Genomic DNA, 18,502 nt, shown 5'->3' on the forward strand with positions numbered 1-18,502 from the left:
TTGGCAGGGAACGAGCCGACCGGGGCCGGGAACCGGCTGCCGCTGACCGCGGCCCAGCTGGGCGTCTGGTTCGGCCAGCGGATCGATCCGGCGAGCCCGGCCTACAACACCGCCGAGTACGTGGACATCCGCGGCGACCTCGACGTGGCCGCGTTCGCCCGGGCGATCCGGGAAACCTCGGCGGAGGCGGAGATCTTCTCCGTCCTGTTCGGACAGGACGAGAACGGTCCGTGGCAGCGGACCGGCGCGTCCGTTCCGCCGGTCCCGGTGCTGACCGATCTCACCGGTGAGGAGGATCCGGAACGCGCGGCGCTTTCCCTGATGCGGGCCGAACTCGCCCGGGTGCCCGACCTCGAGCGCGGCCCGCTGGTCACCCAGTTCCTGCTGCGGATCGCCGCGGACCGGTACCTCTGGTTCCAGCGCTGCCACCACATCCTGCTCGACGGCTACGGGTTCTCGATCGTCGCGCGCCGGGTCGCCGAGTTGTACACGGCCGCGGTGACGGGAACCGAGGGCGGGGAAAGCCCGTTCCGGCCGCTCGCCGAGCTGGTCGCCGAGGACCTGGCCTACCGCGAGTCACCCCGTCACGCGGCGGACCGGGAGTTCTGGGCCGAGCGGTTCGCCGATCGGCCAGCGGTCGTCTCGCTCGCCGAACCCGCGCCGCCGAGTCCCGAATTCCTCCGCGAACGCGCGACGGTCCCGCCGGAAACCGTCGCGGCCCTGTCCGCGCTGGGCAAGCGGATCCGCGTCGGTTGGGCGGAACTGGTCGCGGCCGCGGTCGCGCTGTTCGTGCACCGCGCGGCCGGCGCCGGGGAGGTCGTGCTCGGGCTGCCGCTGATGAACCGGCTCCGCTCGGTCGCCGCGCGGGTTCCGGCGACCACGGTCAACGTCGTGCCGCTGCGCGTCGCGGTGACCCCGGCGAGCACGGTCGCCGAACTCGCGGCCGCGGTCACCGCCGAGCTGAAGGCCGTCCGCAAGCACCACCGGTACCGCGGTGAGGACATCCGCCGGGATCTCGGCCTGCTCGGCGCCGGGCGGCGCGCGGTGGGACCGTGGATCAACATCAAACCGTTCGACGGCGAACTGCGGTTCGGCGAACTGCCCGGCACCACCCACTATCTGGCGGCCGGTCCGGTCGACGATCTGTCGATCACCGTGCAGGGCGGCCCCGGCGACGACGGCCTCGCGCTGGAGTTCGACGCCAATCCGGCGGCCTACGACCGGGAGGCGCTGGGCGCGCACGCCCGCCGGTTCGTCGCGCTGCTCGGCCGCCTGGCCCACGCCGAACCGGACGATCGTGCCGGAACCCTCGACCTGGCGACCGCCGCGGAACTGCGTACCGCCCTGGCGCACGGCCGGTACGAGCGAACCGGGCACGACGAGCTGGATCTGGTGGCCTGCCTCGCCGGACGGGCGCGCACCGCACCGGAGGCGGTCGCGGTGCGCGACGCGGCTGGCGCCCTCACCTACGCCGAACTCGACGAGCGGTCCACCCGGCTCGCACGCGGCCTGGCCGCCCGCGGCGCCGGACCCGGCGCGGTCGTGGCCGTCGTGCTGCCGCGTTCGGCCGAACTCGTGGTGACGCTGCTCGGGGTGCTCAAGAGCGGCGCCGCCTACCTGCCGGTCGATCCGGACTTCCCGGCCGAGCGGATCGAACTCATGCTCGCCGACGCCAAACCCGCGCTCGTGGTCACCCCGGACGAGGTGGTCGAGGGTTCCGGCGAGGCGTTGCCGGTGGTGCCCGCCGACGCACCCGCGTACGTGCTGTACACCTCCGGTTCGACCGGGCGCCCCAAGGGCGTGGTGGTCACCCGCCGGAACCTGGCGAACTTCCTCGGCTCGCTGCGCGAACGGTTCGGTTTCGGCTCCGGGGACCGGTTTCTCGCGGTCACCACGATCAGCTTCGACATCGCCGCGCTGGAACTGTTCCTGCCCCTGCTCGGCGGCGCGACCGTGGTGCTGGCCGGGAAGGAGGACGCCCGGGACCCGGTCCGGCTGGGCGAGCTGATCCGGACCGAGCGGATCACCGCGATGCAGGCCACCCCGTCGCTGTGGCAGGGGCTGGCCGATCTCGCGCCGCACGCCCTGTCCGGTCTGCGCGTGCTCGCCGGTGGTGAGGCGCTGCCCGCCGCGCTCGCGCGCACCCTGACCGCCGCGGCCGCCGAGGTCACGAACCTGTACGGCCCCACCGAAACCACCATCTGGTCCACCGCACGCACGCTCACCACCGACACCGGGCGGCCGCCGATCGGACGCCCGATCCACAACACCGCCGCCTACGTGCTGGACGCCGCGCTGCGCCCGGTGCCGCCGGGGGTGACCGGCGAGCTGTATCTCGCCGGAACCGGGGTCGCGCTCGGCTACCTCGGGCGTCCCGGGCTGTCCGCGGAACGGTTCGTCGCCGATCCGTTCGGACCCGCGGGCAGCCGCATGTACCGGACCGGTGACCTGGCGCGCCGGCTGCCGGACGGGGAACTCGACTGCCTCGGCCGGGTCGACCAGCAGGTGAAGGTCCGCGGGTTCCGGATCGAACTGGGCGAGATCGAATCGGTGCTCGGCGAGGTTCCCGGGGTCAATACGTGCGCGGTGGTCGTGCTGGGGGAGGGAATCGCCACCCGGCTGATCGCCTGCTTCACCCCGGCCGCCGGAGGCCCCGGGGAGGACGAGGCGCGTGAGCACCTCGCGGCCCGGCTGCCGGAGTACCTCGTCCCGTCCCGGTTCGTGGCCATGCCCGCGCTGCCGCTCACCCCGAACGGCAAGATCGACCGGCGGGCGCTGGCCGCCGTCGCGGCGTCCCGCGCGGGCACCAGGGAGACCGCGCCGGGCGATCCGCGCGCCGCGACCCTGGCGGCGATCTTCGGGGCGGTCCTCGGCGTGCCGGATTTCGGGGTGCGTGACGACTTCTTCGCGCTGGGCGGGCATTCGCTGCTCGCGATCCGGGTCATCGGCCGGATCCGCGCGGAACTCGGCGTCGAGGTGCCGGTGGGCGCCCTGTTCGACGCGCCCGCCCCGATCTCGCTGGCCGAGCGGCTCGGCGAGGCGGTCTCCGCCCGGCCGGTGCTGCGACCGTACGAGCGCCCGGACACCGTGCCGTTGTCCGCCGGGCAGCGCCGGTTGTGGGTGCTGCAGGCGCTCGAAGGCCCGAGCGCCACCTACCACCTGCCGCTCGCGCTGCGGCTGCGCGGCGCGGTCGACCGGGACGCGCTGGCCGCGTCCGTGCGGGACGTGGTGGCGCGGCACGAAATCCTGCGCACGGTGTACCTCGAGCAGGACGGCGAGGTGCGGCAACGGATCCTGGCCGACCCGGCGGTGCGGTGCCGCTTGGCCACCACCACCGCGGCCGAACTGCCCGGCCTGATCGCCGAAGAAGCCGCCCGCCCGTTCGATCTCGTCGCCGAGCCGTCCGTGCGCGCGGCGCTGTACTCGGTCGCGGCGGACGACCACACGCTGGTGCTCGTCGTCCACCACATCGCGACCGACGAATGGTCGCTGCGGCCGCTGCTGGCCGATCTGGAAACCGCGTATGCCGCCCGCCGGGATGGCCGGGCCCCGGACTGGTCCCCGCTTCCCGTGCAGTACGCGGATTACGCGCTCTGGCAGACCGAACTGCTCGGCGATCCGGCGGAGCCGAGCGCGCTGGCCGCGGCACAGCTGGACTTCTGGGCGGATGCCCTGGCCGGGCTGCCGGACGAGATCGCGCTGCCCGCCGATCGGCCCCGCCCGGCGCGGCCGAGCCACCGGGGAATCGTGGTGGACCTGACCGTCCCCAGTGGACTGCTCGAGCGGATTCGCGCGCTGGCCGCGGACACCGGCACCAGCGTTTTCCTCGTGCTGCACGCCGCGTTCGCCGCGCTGCTGTCCCGCTGCGGCGCCGGGCCGGACGTGCCGATCGGGGTTCCGGTGGCGGGTCGCCAGGATCCGGCCGCGGACGAGCTGATCGGCTTCTTCGTCAACACGCTGGTGCTGCGCGCGGATCTGTCGGGCGCTCCGACCTTCCGTGAACTGCTCGACCGGGTGCGCGCGGCCGATCTCACCGCGCTCGCCCACGACGACGTGCCCTTCGAACAGGTCCTGGACCGGCTGAACCCGCCGCGCTCGGCCGCGCGCCACCCGCTGTTCCAGGTGATGCTCGCCTACCGCAACACCGCCGCCGACTCCGATCGGTTCGCCGGGCTGCCCGCGACGACAGAACTGGTCACCACCGGCACCGCGAAGTTCGACCTCACCCTGAACGTCACCGAAACCGCCACCGGGTTGCACGGTTTCGGCGAGTTCGCCGCGGACCTGTTCGACCCCGACACCGCGACGGCGCTGACCGAACGGTTCACCGCCTTTCTCGCCGCGGCGGTCGGCGAGGCGGACCGGCCGCTCGGCGCGCTGCCCCTGCTGCTGCCGCGGGAAACCGCGGTCCTCGACGCGGTGCACGACACCGCCCATCCGGTGCCGGACACCACGCTCACCGCGCTGCTGACCGAAAGCCTCACCGCGCACGGTGACGCCGAGGCCGTGGTGTCCGCCGGGCGGCGGCTGACCTACGCCGAACTCGGTGCACGGACCGCCCGGCTCGCGGGCGCGTTGCGGGCCCGGGGAGCCGGGCCGGAGCAGGTCGTGGCCGTGGTGCTGCCGCGGTCCGCCGATCTCGTGGTCACCCTGGTGGCCGTCCTGCGCGCCGGGGCCGCCTACCTGCCGGTGGATCCGGAGCTGCCGCCCGCGCGCATCGCGGAACTGCTCGCCGACGCCGCGCCCGCGTTCGTGCTCACCGAGGACTCCCTGCCCGAACTGCTGGCCACCCCGATCGAGTCCACTGTGGACACGATCGTCGCGCCGGAGCACCCGGCCTACCTGATCTACACCTCGGGATCGACCGGGCGGCCCAAGGGCGTGCTCGTCGAGCACCGCGCCATCGTCAACCGGCTGCTGTGGATGCGGGCCCACTACGGGATCGACCACACCGATCGCGTGCTGCAGAAGACCCCGGCCGGGTTCGACGTCTCGGTGTGGGAGTTCTTCCTGCCGCTGATCACCGGGGCGACCCTGGTGGTCGCCGAACCGGGCGACCACCGCGATCCGGCGCGGCTCGCGGCGCTGATCGCCGGGGAGCGGGTCACCACCGTCCACTTCGTACCGTCGATGCTCGCCGCCTTCCTGGCCGCCGAACCGACCGGATCGTTCGAGACGCTGCGCCGCGTGCTGTGCAGCGGGGAGGCGCTGCCCGCGGATCTGGTGCCCCGGGCGCGGGCCGTGTTCGGCGTGGCGCCGCACAACCTGTACGGGCCGACCGAGGCCGCGGTCGACGTGTCCTTCTTCGAACCTGCCGGTGCGGACGGGCATCGCCCGATCCCGATCGGGTGGCCGGTGTGGAACACCACCCTGCACGTCCTCGATGCCGAGTTGCGCCCGGTCCCGCCGGGCACGCCCGGGGAGTTGTACCTCGGTGGCGGGCAACTGGCGCGGGGTTACCGGGGTCGGCCGGGGCTGACCGCGGAACGGTTCGTGGCCAACCCGTTCGGCGCGCCGGGAACCCGGCTGTACCGGACCGGCGATCTGGTCCGCCACCGCGCGGACGGGGCGCTGGACTACCTCGGCCGGACCGATCACCAGGTCAAGATCCGCGGGCAGCGGATCGAACTCGGCGAGATCGAGGCGCGGCTGCGCGAGGCCGCCGACCTCGACGGTGTGGTCGTGGTCGCCCGCGGCGACCGGCTGGTGGCCTACTGCGTGCCTGCCGTGCGGCTCGACCCGGCGGCGGTCCTGGCCCGGCTCGCGGCCACCCTGCCCGCGGCCATGGTGCCGTCCGCGCTCGTCCCGCTGGCCGAGTTCCCGGTGAACCGCAACGGAAAACTGGATCGGGACGCGTTGCCCGAACCGGAGTTCCCGGGGGCATCCGGTCGCGCCCCGCACACCGCGGAGGAGATCGAGATCGCCCGCGCGTTCGCCGCGGTGCTCGGGGCCGAAGTGTCCGGAGTGGACACCGGATTCTTCGAGGCCGGAGGCGACAGCATCCTGGCCATCCACCTGGTCGCCACGCTACGCCGGGCGGGCCTGGCGGTCACCGCGCGGGACGTGGTGGAGGCCGGAACCGTGGCCCGGCTGGCCGAACGCGCCGCCGCCCGCGACGACACCCCCGCCGAACCGGCCGAGTCCCGGACCGGAATGCTCGCGCCGACCCCGATGCTGCGCTGGCTGACCGGGCGCGGTGGGCCGATCGACCGCTACAGCCAGGCCACCCTGCTGCGCGTCCCGGCGGGGTTGACCGAAGCCGACGCGGCGGTCCTGCTCGCGGCGCTGACCCGGCGCCACGATCTGCTGCGCGCCCGGCTTTCCGGGGAGGAGCTGGAAATCCGCGCGTCCGCGGCAACCGCACTGCGCGTGGTGCCCGCGGACGCCGATCCGGCCGCGGTGCTCGAGGAAGAACTCGCCGCGCTCGATCCGCGCTCGGGGCCGATGCTGCGCGCGGTGCTCTTCGATGGCGGTCGCCTGCTGCTGGTGGCCCACCACCTGGTGATCGACGCGGTGTCCTGGCGGGTGCTCGTCGCGGATCTGGCCGACGGGGACCCGGAACCAGCCGCGTTCCACGCCCGCGCCTGGGCCGCCGGACTCACCGAAGAGGCCACCCGCCGCCGCGCGGAACTCCCGTTCTGGCAAGCGATGCTGGCGCCCGCGCCGAGCGCGGTGCCGTCACCGGACGGGCACACCGTGGGCGAGGTGCGCCACCACGTCGTGGCGGTGACCGGTGAACTCGCCCGCGCGGTGACCGAGGACGTGCCGCGTGCCTTCCACACCGGGGCCCGGGAAGTCCTGCTCACCGCGCTCGCCCTGGCGCTGGGGGACGGCGTGCTGCGGGCCGATCTCGAAGGGCACGGCCGGGACGCGGTGCCGGAGGCGGCCTCCGCGGTCGGCTGGTTCACCGCCCTGTTCCCGGTCCGCGTCGACCTGGGCGACCTCGACCGCACCGACGCCTTCGCCGGGGGAGCGGCGGCGGGGGAGGCGCTGCGGCGGGTGAAGGAAACCCTCGCCGGGGTCCCGGCGGACGGCAGCGGCTACGGGCTGCTGCGGTACCTCGATCCGGAGTCCGGGCTCCCGGACGCGCCGCGCCCGATCCTGGTCAACCACCTCGGGCGCACCACGCACGAGGACGGCGACTGGACGCCGACAGGTGAACTCGGCTCCCTGCCCGGCGGCGCGGATCCCGGGCTCGCCGCGTCGCACACCCTCGAACTCGCCACCCTGATCGAGGACGGCCCGGCCGTGCGGGCCCGGTGGTCCTTTGTGGACTCTGTGCTGCCGGAGGCGCGGGTGCGGGCGCTGGCCGATCGGTGGCGGGCCGCCCTGGACGCCCTGGCCGCGCACGCCGCCGCGGGCGGAGGCGGGCACACGCCCGCCGATTTCGGATTGGTCCGGACCGAGCAGGCCGAGATCGACGCCTGGTCGGCCCGGCCCGGCGGGCTGGCGGACGTCCTGCCCCTGGGACCGTTGCAGGCGGGCCTGCTGTTCGAGGCGGCGACCCGGACCGGGGACCTCGACGTGTACACCGTCCAGCTCGCCTTCGAACTGACCGGCCACCTCGATGCCGGGCGGCTGCGTGCCGCCGCGGACCGGTTGCTGTGGCGTCATCCCGCGTTGCGTGCCGCGTTCCTCGCCCGTGACGACGGCGATCCGGTGCAGCTCGTCGCCGCCCGGGCCGAGCTGGACTGGCGCGAGGCCGATCTCACCGGCAAACCAGGCGAAGCCGACCGGGTGGCCGAACGCGACCGGCGCACCTCCTTCGATCTCGGAAGCGCCCCGCTGATCCGGTTCACCCTGCTCCGGCTCGGCACGGACCGGCACCGCCTGCTGGTGTGCCACCACCACATCCTGCTCGACGGCTGGTCGTCGGTGTCCCTGGCTCGCGAGCTGTTCGCGGACTACACCGGTTCGACGCCCGCGCCCCGGCGGCCCTTCGCCGACCACCTGGCCTGGCTGTCCACAGTGGATACCGAAGCCGACCGGGCCGCGTGGGCCCGCGCGCTGGCCGGACTGGCGGAACCCACCCTGCTCCTGCCCGCTGCCGCCGAAACGCCGCCGGAATGGCCCGAGCAGGTGGCTCGCGAACTCGGCGCGGAGTTCACCCGCGCACTCACCGGCTGGGCCCGCGCCCACGGCTGCACGGTGAACACCGTCGTCCAGGCCGGGTGGGCGGTCCTGCTGGGCAGGCTCACCGGCCGGGCCGATGTCGTGTTCGGCACGACCGTGTCCGGCCGTCCCGCCGAACTCGCCGGGGCGACCGAGATGGCCGGGTTGTTCATCAACACCGTGCCGGTCCGGATCCGTCTCCGTCCACAGGAGACGGTCCGGGCGCTGGTGGCCCGGGTCCGGGACGAACAGGCCCGGTTGCTGGCGCATCACCAGCTCGGGCTCGCCGCGATCCAGCGCCTCGCCGGGCTGGACGCGCTGTTCGACACGCTGGTGGTGGTCGAGAACTACCCGGCCACCCGCGACTGGGACGCGGGACCGGGGCTGGCGGTGACCGGCGGGGTGCCGGTCGACGCCACGCATTACCCGCTGACCCTGATCGTCGCGCCCGAAGAAAAGCTGTACCTGGCGGCCAAGTACCAGCCGGGCGCGCTCGACGGCGAGGACGCGCGGGACCTGCTGGACCGGTTCGTGCGGCTGCTCGAACTCGTCGTCGCCGACGCCGAGCGCCCGGTCGGGCGGATCGGGCTGACGACCGCGGCCGAACGCGATCGCGTCCTGCGTTCCTTCAACGTCAGCGAGGAGATCCCGGGCGGACAGACTTTGCCCGCGGCCTTCGCGGCTCAGGCCCGCCGGACCCCGGAGGCGGTCGCCGTCACCGCACCGGACGCCGAACTCACCTATGCCGAGCTGTACGCGCGGGCCGCCGCGCTCGCCCGGGTGCTGGCCGATCGGGGCGCCGGGCCGGAAACCCTGGTCGCGCTGGCGGTGCCGAGATCCGCGGCGATGATCGTCGCGGTGCTGGCGGTGCACCTGGCGGGCGCCGCCTACCTGCCGATCGATCCCGCACATCCGCCCGCCCGCACCGCGAACGTGCTCGCCGAGGCGCGGCCCGTCCTGCTCGTGGGCGCAGGGGCGGTTCCAGCGGTGGAGGTGCCGGTGCTGCTGCTGGACGATCCGGCCGTACGCGCCGACCTGGAGCGCGGTCCGGCCGGGTTCACCGCGGTACCCGTGCGCCCGGACAACGCCGCGTACGTCCTCTACACCTCCGGCTCCACCGGGCGCCCCAAGGGAGTCGTGGTCGCGCACGCGAGCGCGGCCGAACTCGCCGCGTGGGCCCGGGACACCTTCGGCCCGGCCGGTCTCGGCCGGGTGCTGGCCTCGACCTCGCTCGGCTTCGACGTGTCGGTGTTCGAGATCTTCGGCCCCCTGCTGTGCGGCGGGAGCATCGAGGTCGTCCCGGATCTCCTCGCCCTCGCCGACCGGCGCGGCCGCGACCGGCTGAGCCTGATCTCCGGGGTGCCTTCGGCCGTCGCCGGGGTGTTCGGGGAGAACCTCACCGGGCTCGAGGCGGACGCGCTCGCGCTCGCCGGGGAGGCGCTGTCCGCGGAGTTGGTGCGCCGGATCCGGTCCGCGTTGCCGGACGCGCGGCTGCTCAACATCTACGGTCCGACCGAGGCCACCGTCTACGCCACCAGCTGGGACGTGGGCGCCGAGTTCGACGGGACCGGCCGGGTGCTCATCGGCGCCCCGATCTCCGGGGCGCGGTGCTACCTCCTCGATGCCGGGCTCAACCCGCTGCCGCCGGGTGTGCCGGGGGAGCTCTACCTCAGCGGCGGGCTCGCCCGCGGTTACCTGGGGCGGCCCGGGCTGACCGCGGAACGGTTCGTGGCCGACCCGTTCGCCCCGCCGGGAACGAGGATGTACCGCACCGGCGACCTCGCGCGCTGGACGGCCGACGGCCGGATCGACTACCTCGGCCGGGTGGACCAGCAGGTGAAGGTGCGCGGGTTCCGGATCGAACTCGGCGAGATCGAGCACGCCCTGGCCACCGCGCCCGGGGTGGCGACCGCGGCCGTGGCGGTCCGCGACGGCCGCCTCGACGCCTTCGTCACCACGGAGTCCACAGTGGACACGGAAACCGTGCTGGCGCACTGCCGCGCGTTGCTGCCGGGGTACATGGTGCCCGCCCGGATCGCCGTGCTCGAGGAGCTTCCGCTGACCGCCAGCGGGAAACTCGACCGGGCCGCGCTGCCCGAGAACGACCGGCGCACAGCCGCGGACGCGCGGTCCGGGGATGCGCGGTCCGCGGCGCTCGCCGGGATCTTCGCCGAGGTACTCGGCCTGGACGCCGTCGGCGACCGGGACAACTTCTTCGCCCTCGGTGGCGACAGCATCCTGTCGCTGCGGGTGGTCAGCCGCGCTCGGTCCGCCGGACTGGACATCGGCGCCCGGGACGTCCTCGAACTCGGCACCCCCGCGGCCCTGGCCGAACGGCTCGCGCTGCGCACCGAAACCGGGGGCGCGGCGCGGTCCGGCGAGGATCCCGCGACGATCGCGCGCACCCCGATCATGGCCTGGGCCGCCGAACGCGGCGGCGAGCCGAACCGGTTCACCCAGGCGATGCTGCTGCGCACCCCGGCCGGGCTCACTCCCGAGGCGCTGGACGAACTCCTCGCCACCTTGTACGCCCGCCACCCCGAACTCGGCGCCCGGTCGCGCGCCGACGGCACCCTCGAGCCCGGGTGCACCGGACCCGCGCCGGTGCGGATCGTCGAGGCCGGTGACTTCGAGACGGCCGAGTTCACCGAGCTGTGGCAGGCCGAACGGGACCGGGCTGTGTCCACATTAGACGCTGAAGCCGGGATCATGTTGCGCGCGGTGTTCTTCCCCGGCGGCGCCGACCCCGGCCGCCTGCTGCTGGTGGCCAACCACCTCGTCGTGGACGGCGTCTCCTGGCGCATCCTGGCCGACGATCTGGCCGCCGGGGCGGATCCGGCGGCCACGCCCGCGGGCACCCGGTTCGCGCGGTGGGCGGCGGCCGCCACCGCTGTGCGGAACGGCGCTCTCGCCGAGTGGACCGCCCTGCTGGACCGCCCGTTCGCCCGGCTCGGGCGCCGCGCGGTCGATCCGCGCGTCGATCTGGTGTCCACCGCGCGCCACGTGCGGACGGAACTGCCCGCCGACCTCACCGCCGCGGTCCTGACCACCGCGCCCGCGCTGGCGCACGGCAACGTCCAGGACGTCCTGCTCACCGCGCTGGCGCTGGCGGTCGCCCGGTCCGCGGGCGCGGCGCTGGTCGTGGTCGAAGGGCACGGCCGGGAGGAACCGGAACCCGGGATGGACCTCTCGCGCACGGTCGGCTGGTTCACCGCCCGCTTCCCGGTGCCGCTCGATCTGGACGGCATCGACCTGGCGGACGCGTTCGCGGGCGGGGAATCCGCGGCCATCGCGCTGAAGCGGGTCAAGGAGGCCGTGCGCACGCTGCCCGGTGGGGCGCTCGCCGGGCTCGGCTACGGGCGGCTGCGGTACCTCGACCCGGCGGCCGCCGAAGTCCTCGCCCCGCTGGAGGGTCCGGCGATCGGCTTCAACTACCTGGGCCGGTTCGCCCCGGGTGCGGACGGCGACTGGACCCCGGCCGCCCCGCTGAGCGGAACCGTCGATCCGGCGGCCGCGGTCGCCGCGGCGCTGGACATCACCGCGATCGCGGTCGAGGACCCGGCGGGCACCCGGCTGCGGCTGTCCTGGGCGTTCGCCGGCGAGATCCTGGGCGAGCACGAGGTGCTCGAGCTGGCCCGGGACTTCCGGACCGCGCTGGAGGCGCTGGCCCGCTGCCCCGCACGACCCGGCCACACCCCCGCGGACTTCCCGCTGGTCCCGATCGGACAGTCCGCTGTGGACGAACTGGACGCGGCCGTGCCGGACCTCGCCGACGTGCTGCCGCTGACCCCGTTGCAGCAAGGGCTGTTCGCCCTCACCACCCTCTCCGGCGAGGGGGCGGACCCGTACCTCATGCGATTCCGGCTCGAGTTCGGCGGGAAGGTGGAATCCGATCGCCTGCGCCGGGCCGCGGCGGCCCTGCTGGACCGGCACGCGGTGCTGCGATCGGGTTTCCGGTACGCCGCCGGGGGCACCCCGATCCGGTTCGTACCGGGCCGGGTCGAACCGCGCTGGGCCGAGCACGCGGTCACCGAGGCCGAGGCCGAGCGGATCGCCGCCGCGGAACTGGCCGAACGGTTCGATCCCGCCGATCCGCCACTGGCCCGGCTCACCTTGCTGCGCCTGCCCGGGGACCGGTCGGTACTGCTGTTCACCGCGCACCACCTGCTCTTCGACGGCTGGTCCGGTCCGCTCGTGGTGGGGGATCTGCTGCGGGCCTACGCCCGGGACGGCGCCCCGGACCGACCTGCGGGGACCTTCCGCGAGCACCTCGAATGGCTCGCCGGACGGGACGCGGAGGCGGCCGCGCGGGCGTGGCGGGCGGCGCTCGACGGCCTGCCCGGGCCGACCCTGCTCGCGCCCGAAGGCACTCGCGCCCGGATCGCGCGGCGCCACGACACCGTGCTGCCCGAGGAGCTGACCGCCGAACTCACCGCACTGCTGCGGGCCCGCGGGCTCACCCTGAGCACGCTCGTGGAAGTGGGGTGGGGCCTGCTGCTCGGCCGCCTGACCGGGAGCGCGGATGTCGTCTTCGGCGCGGTCGTCTCCGGCCGTCCGCCGGAACTGACCGGCTCGCCCGCGATGATCGGCCTGTTCGCCAACACCGTTCCGGTCCGGGTGCGCATCGATCCGGACGAACCGCTGTCCGCGCTGCTGGCCCGCGTCCAGGCCGAGCAGGCCGCGCTGCTGGACCACCAGCACACCGGTCTGGCCGAGATCCAGCGGCTCACCGGGACCGGGGAACTGTTCGACACCATGCTGGTGGTCCAGAACTACCCGCTCGACGGCGACGAGGTCCGGGCGGCCGCCGGGGAACTGGACCTGCGGTCGGTCGAAGTCACCGACGACACGCATTACCCGCTGGCCCTGGTCGCCGAGCCCGGCGATCGCTTGCGGCTCACCTGGAAATACTCGGAAACCGCGTGCACCGCGGGCGAGGTCGAGCGGCTCGGGGAGCGGTTCACCGCGTTCTGCCGCGCCCTGGTCGCCGCACCGGAAACCCCGGCCGGGGCGCTGGACGTCCTCACCCCGGCCGAACGCCGCTACCTGGTCGCCGAGGTCAACGACACCGCGCGCGAGGTCCCGGCCGCGACGATCGCCGAGCTGTTCGCCGATGTGGCCACCGCGCATCCGGCGGCCGCCGCGGTGATCGACGGCGAGGACGCGTTGACCTTCGCCGAACTCGATCGCCGTTCGGACGCGCTCGCGCACGCCTTGCTCGCCCGCGGGGCCGGGCCCGAACGCGCGGTGGCGGTCGCACTCCCGCGTTCGGCGGAACTGATCGTCGCGCTGCTCGCCGTGCAGAAGGCGGGTGCGGTCTACCTGCCGGTCGATCCGCACTACCCGCACGACCGGATCGCGTACCTGCTGGCGGACGCGGCGCCGGTGGTCACCGTGACCCGAGCGGACGTCGCGGCGAACCTGCCCGGGGACGGAACCCGTTTCCCGCTCGACGCACCGGAGGCACGGGCCGAACTGGCCGGGTACCGCTCGGTGCCGCGCCGGGCGGTGCCGGTCACCGCGGCCGCCTACCTGATCTACACCTCCGGTTCGACCGGGCGGCCCAAGGGCACCGCGGTGAGCCACGCCGGAATCCCGAGCCTGGTGCACACGCTGCGCACCGAGTTCGCGGTCGGCGCGGGCAGCCGGGTCCTGCAGTTCGCCTCGGTCAGCTTCGACACCTCGGTGTGGGAACTGTGCATGGGTGTGCTGACCGGCGCCACGCTGGTGCTCATCCCGGACGACCAGCGCGCGGGGCGGCCGCTCGCGGATTTCCTCACCGCACACCGGATCACCCACGCCACCCTGCCGCCCGCCGCGCTCGCGTCGATCCACCCGGACCAGGTGCCGCCGGAGCTGACGGTGATCGCCGCCGGGGAGGCGTGTCCACCGGCGCTGGTGGCCGAATGGGCGGGCGAGCGCCCGATGTTCAACTCCTACGGGCCCACCGAGACCACGGTGGACATCACGCTGTGGAAGTGCGCCCGGGAACCGGGGATGACCGCGGTGCCGATCGGCTCGCCGGTGCACAACACCGCGGTGTACGTGCTGGACGATCGGCTGCGCGCGGTGCCGGTGGGCACGGTCGGCGAGTTGTACGCCGCCGGGACCGGGCTCGCCCGCGGGTACCCCGGACGATCGGGGCTGACCGCGTCCCGGTTCGTGGCGAATCCGTTCGCCGCCGACGGTTCCCGGCTCTACCGCACCGGCGACCTCGCGCGGTGGCGGGAGGACGGCACCCTGGTCTACGCCGGGCGAGCCGACGACCAGGTGAAGATCCGCGGTTTCCGGATCGAACCCGGCGAGGTCGAGGCGGTGCTCGGCGCGCATCCCGCGGTGGCCCGGGCCGCCGTGGTCGCCGTTCCGGACGGCCGGGGCGGGCACCGGCTCGCCGCGTACGTGGTGCCCCGGACGGGTATGGCATTGGACACCGCGGCATTGCGGACCGCGGCGCTCGCCGAGCTTCCCGAGCACATGGTGCCCGCGGTGTTCGTCGAACTCGACGCCCTGCCGCTGACCCCGCACGGGAAGCTGGATCGCCGGGCGCTGCCCGAGCCCGAACCGCCGCGCCCCGCCGATCTCACCGGCGCCACCGCGGCGGAAACGGCACTCGCCGGGATCATCGCCGAGGTGCTCGGTCTCCAGGCGGTCGGCCCGGATGACGACTACTTCGTCCTGGGCGGCGACAGCATCCTGTCCATCCAGGTCGTGAGCCTCGCCCAGGCCGCCGGACTGCCGATCCGGGCCCGCGACATCTTCGAACTGCGCACCGTGGCCGCGCTCGCCGGACACGCCGAGCGCGCGGGCACCGCGGACCGGCCGCGGGAGGTCACCGCGATCGGGACCGTTCCGGCGACCCCGGTCATGCACTGGCTGGCCGGGCTCGGCGGGCCGATCAAGCGGTTCAGCCAAGCCCAGTCGCTGGTCCTGCCGCCCGGGGTGGCCGAAGCGGATCTGGTGGCGGCCGTGCAGGCCGTACTCGATCGGCACGAGCTGCTGCGCGCCCGCCTCGCCGAAGGGCGCCTGGAGGTGCCCGAACCGGGCGCGGTCGGCGCGCGCGACCTGTTCACCCGGCTCGATGCGTCCACTGTGGACGAGTACCGGCTGGCCGCGGTCACCCGGGACGAGATCGACGCGGCGGCGGATCGGCTGGACCCCGAGCACGGGGTGATGGCGCGGTTCGTCTGGATGGACCGCGGCGAGCACGCTGCCGGGCGGCTTTTGGTTGTCATCCACCACCTTGTGATCGACGGCGTCTCCTGGCGGGTGCTGCCCGGTGACCTCGAGGCCGCCGCGGCGGGCCGCGAACTCTCCCCGCCCGGAACCCCGTTCCGCGCCTGGGCGCTCCGGCTGGCCGAGGCCGGTACCTCCGGCGAATTCGCTGCCGAGCTGCCGCACTGGCGCGCGACCCTGGCCGATCCGCCCGCGGCGCTTCCCGCGCGGACGCTGGATCCCGCCCGGGACGTGGTGGGTTCGGCGGTCCGGGTGCGCCGCGTCCTGCCCCCGCACCGCACCGGCCCGCTGCTGACCTCGGTGCCCGCGGCCTTCGGCGCCGGGGTGCAGGACGTGCTGCTGGCCGCGCTCGCGATCGCGGCCGTGCACCGGAGCCGGTGGTCCGGTCGGGACGCGCGGGCGGTGCTGGTCCAGCTCGAAGGGCACGGCCGGACCGAGCTGCTGCCCGGCGCCGATCTGGCGAACACCGTCGGCTGGTTCACCAGCGCCTATCCGGTCCGGCTCGAGCTGGACGGGGTGGACGTCGGCGACGCCCTGCGCGGCGGTGAATCGGCGGGCCGCGCGGTGAAGGCGGTCAAGGAACAACTGCGCGCTGTCCCCGGGGAACAGGGCCTGGGTTACGGCATCCTGCGGTACCTCGATCCGGCCGCGAGCGCCGAACTGGCCGCGTTCGGCACGCCGCCGATCGCCTTCAACTACCTCGGCCGCCTCGGCGCCGCGGGAACCGGCTGGGCGCCGGACCCGGCCGTCGCGGGGATCGGCGGGGCGTCCGAACCGGCGCTGCAGATGGCGCACGCGCTGGAGATCACCGCCGCGGTCACCGAATACGACGGCGAACCGGAACTGTCCGTGGACTGGCTGTTCCCGGCGGCGGTCCTCGACGAGGACGAGGTGCACGCCCTGGCGGACGCCTGGTTCGACGCGCTCGACGCGGTGGCCGGGCACGCCGAGGCGCCGGATTCGGGCGGGCACACCCCGTCCGACCTTTCGCTGGTCTCCCTGAACCAGCACCAGATCGACCTGCTCGAAGCGAAATGGGGGAAGGCATGAGTCGTGCGGGCCTGGAGGACGTCCTCCCGCTGACACCGTTGCAGGAAGGGATGTTCTTCCACGCCGCGTTCGACGCGGACGGCCGCGACGTCTACACCGTGCAGCTGCGGTTCGAACTGGCCGGGCAGGTGGACGCGGCGGCGCTGCGTGCCGCGGCGCAGGGCCTGCTGGACCGGCACGCGAACCTGCGGGTGGCGATCACCGCGACCGGGGTGGAGAAGCCGGTGCAACTCGTGATGCGGCGGGTGGCGGTGCCGTTCACCGAACTCGAGGTCGCCGGGCGGGCCGAGGCCGAGCGGATCGCCGAGGCGGACCGGCGCGCCCGGTTCGACCTGGAGACCCCGCCGCTGATCCGGTTCACGCTGCTGCACCTCGGCCCGGACGAGCACCTGCTGCTGCTCACCCACCACCACCTGCTGCTGGACGGCTGGTCCGGGCCGCTGCTGGGCCGGGATCTGTTCGCGCTCTACGGTTCCCGGGGCGACCCCGCCGCACTGCCCCGGGTCCGGCCGTTCCGCGACCACCTGGCCTGGCTCGCCCGCCGGGACCACGCCGCGGCCCGCGATGCCTGGGCCAAGGCACTGTCCGGAGTGGACGGACCGACACTGGTCGCGCCCGCCGGAACGGGCTCGGCCCCAGCACGCCCGGAGCGCGTACGGCAGGCACTGTCCGCAAGGGACACCGCGCGCGTGACCGGGTTCGCCCGCGAACACGGGGTCACGCTGAACACCCTGGTCCAGGCGGCCTGGGCACTGGTGCTCGGCCGCCGGACCGGACGCGGCGACGTGGTCTTCGGCGGCACCGTGCACGGGCGCCCCGAGGATCTGCCCGGCGCCCGCGAGATGATCGGGCTGTTCATCAACACCGTTCCGGTCCGGGTCGCCCTGCGCCCGGCGGAAACCGTCGGCGCCTTCCTGCGCCGGATCCAGGCCGAGCAGGCCCGGCTGCTGGACCACCAGCACCTCGGGCTCGCCGAGATCCAGCGCCTCGCCGGGGGCGGTGACCTGTTCGACTCGCTGGTCGTCGTCGAGAGCTACCCGGTCGACGAGCGCGCCCTGACCGAGCAGCAGCAGGCGGCGGGGCTCACCGTGACCGCGGTGTCCACAAAGGACGCGGTGCACTACCCGGCGAGCCTGATCGTGGTTCCCGGCGACCGGCTGGAACTGGCCTGCGGTTACCGGGCGGACCTGAACCCGCCCGCCTGGGCGCGGCGCCTGCTCGACGCGGCCACCCGGGCGCTGCTCGAACTGACCGCGGACGCGGGACGCCCGGTCGGCCGCCTCCCGCTGCTCGACGCCGCACTGAGCGCCCGGGTGCTGCGGGAGTGGAACGACACCGCCCGGGAGCTGCCCCCGGTCACCCTGCCGGAGCTGTTCGCGGAGCAGGTGCGCCGCGCACCGGACGCCCCGGCGGTGCTGGCCGAGGACACCCGCTGGAGTTTCGCCGAATTCGACGAGCGGATCGCGCGGTTCGCGGGAGCGCTGCGGGCCGAAGGGGTGCGCGCCGGGGACATCGTGGCCGTCGCCTTGCCGCGGTCCGCGGAACTCGTCGCCGTGCTCTACGCGATCCACCGGCTCGGGGCGGCCTACCTGCCGATCGATCCCGGGTACCCGGCCGAGCGGGTGGACTTCATGATCGCCGACGCCCGGCCCGCCCTGCTGATCACCGCGGAGAAACTGGCGGCCCTGCGGGCTGGCACCGCGGGGCCGGTCACCGCGGCGGCGGCGATCACCCCGGGGCACACCGCGTACGTGATCTACACGTCCGGTTCGACCGGCCGCCCCAAGGGGGTGGCCGTGCCGCATGCGGCGATCGTGAACCGGCTGCGCTGGATGCGGGACGCCTACGCCCCCGCCGCCGACGACCGGATGCTGCTCAAGACCCCGATCTCGTTCGACGTCTCGGTGCCGGAGCTGTTCTGGCCGCTGGCGACCAGCCGCGCCCTCGTGGTCGCCCGCCCGGACGGGCACCGCGATCCCGCCTACCTCGCCGCGCTCGCCGCCCGCGAAGCGGTGACGATCCTGCATTTCGTCCCGTCGATGCTGGGCGCCTTCCTCGCCGAACCGGCGGCACGGGAACTGCCGTCGGTCCGGCTCCTGCTGTGCAG

General features: G+C 74.5%; 2 protein-coding genes (1 of these 2 only partly in view). Both read left to right on the plus strand.

From position 1 onward, the window contains the following. Positions 1–16,395, plus strand: a complete 16,395-nt coding sequence (locus FXO23_RS33510) for a non-ribosomal peptide synthetase (RefSeq protein ID WP_158889707.1) — start codon at positions 1–3, stop codon at positions 16,393–16,395. After that, positions 16,392–18,502, plus strand: partial view of a non-ribosomal peptide synthetase gene (locus tag FXO23_RS33515; protein ID WP_158889709.1) — the start only. The gene runs 11,572 nt beyond the window's last position; 2,111 of the gene's 13,683 nt are visible here — the first part of the coding sequence; the start codon lies at positions 16,392–16,394; its stop codon lies off the right edge, out of view. Before FXO23_RS33510 ends, FXO23_RS33515 begins: the two co-directional genes overlap by 4 nt.

Source organism: Amycolatopsis anabasis (genome assembly GCF_009765355.1).
In the GTDB taxonomy this organism is placed as follows: domain Bacteria; phylum Actinomycetota; class Actinomycetes; order Mycobacteriales; family Pseudonocardiaceae; genus Amycolatopsis; species Amycolatopsis anabasis.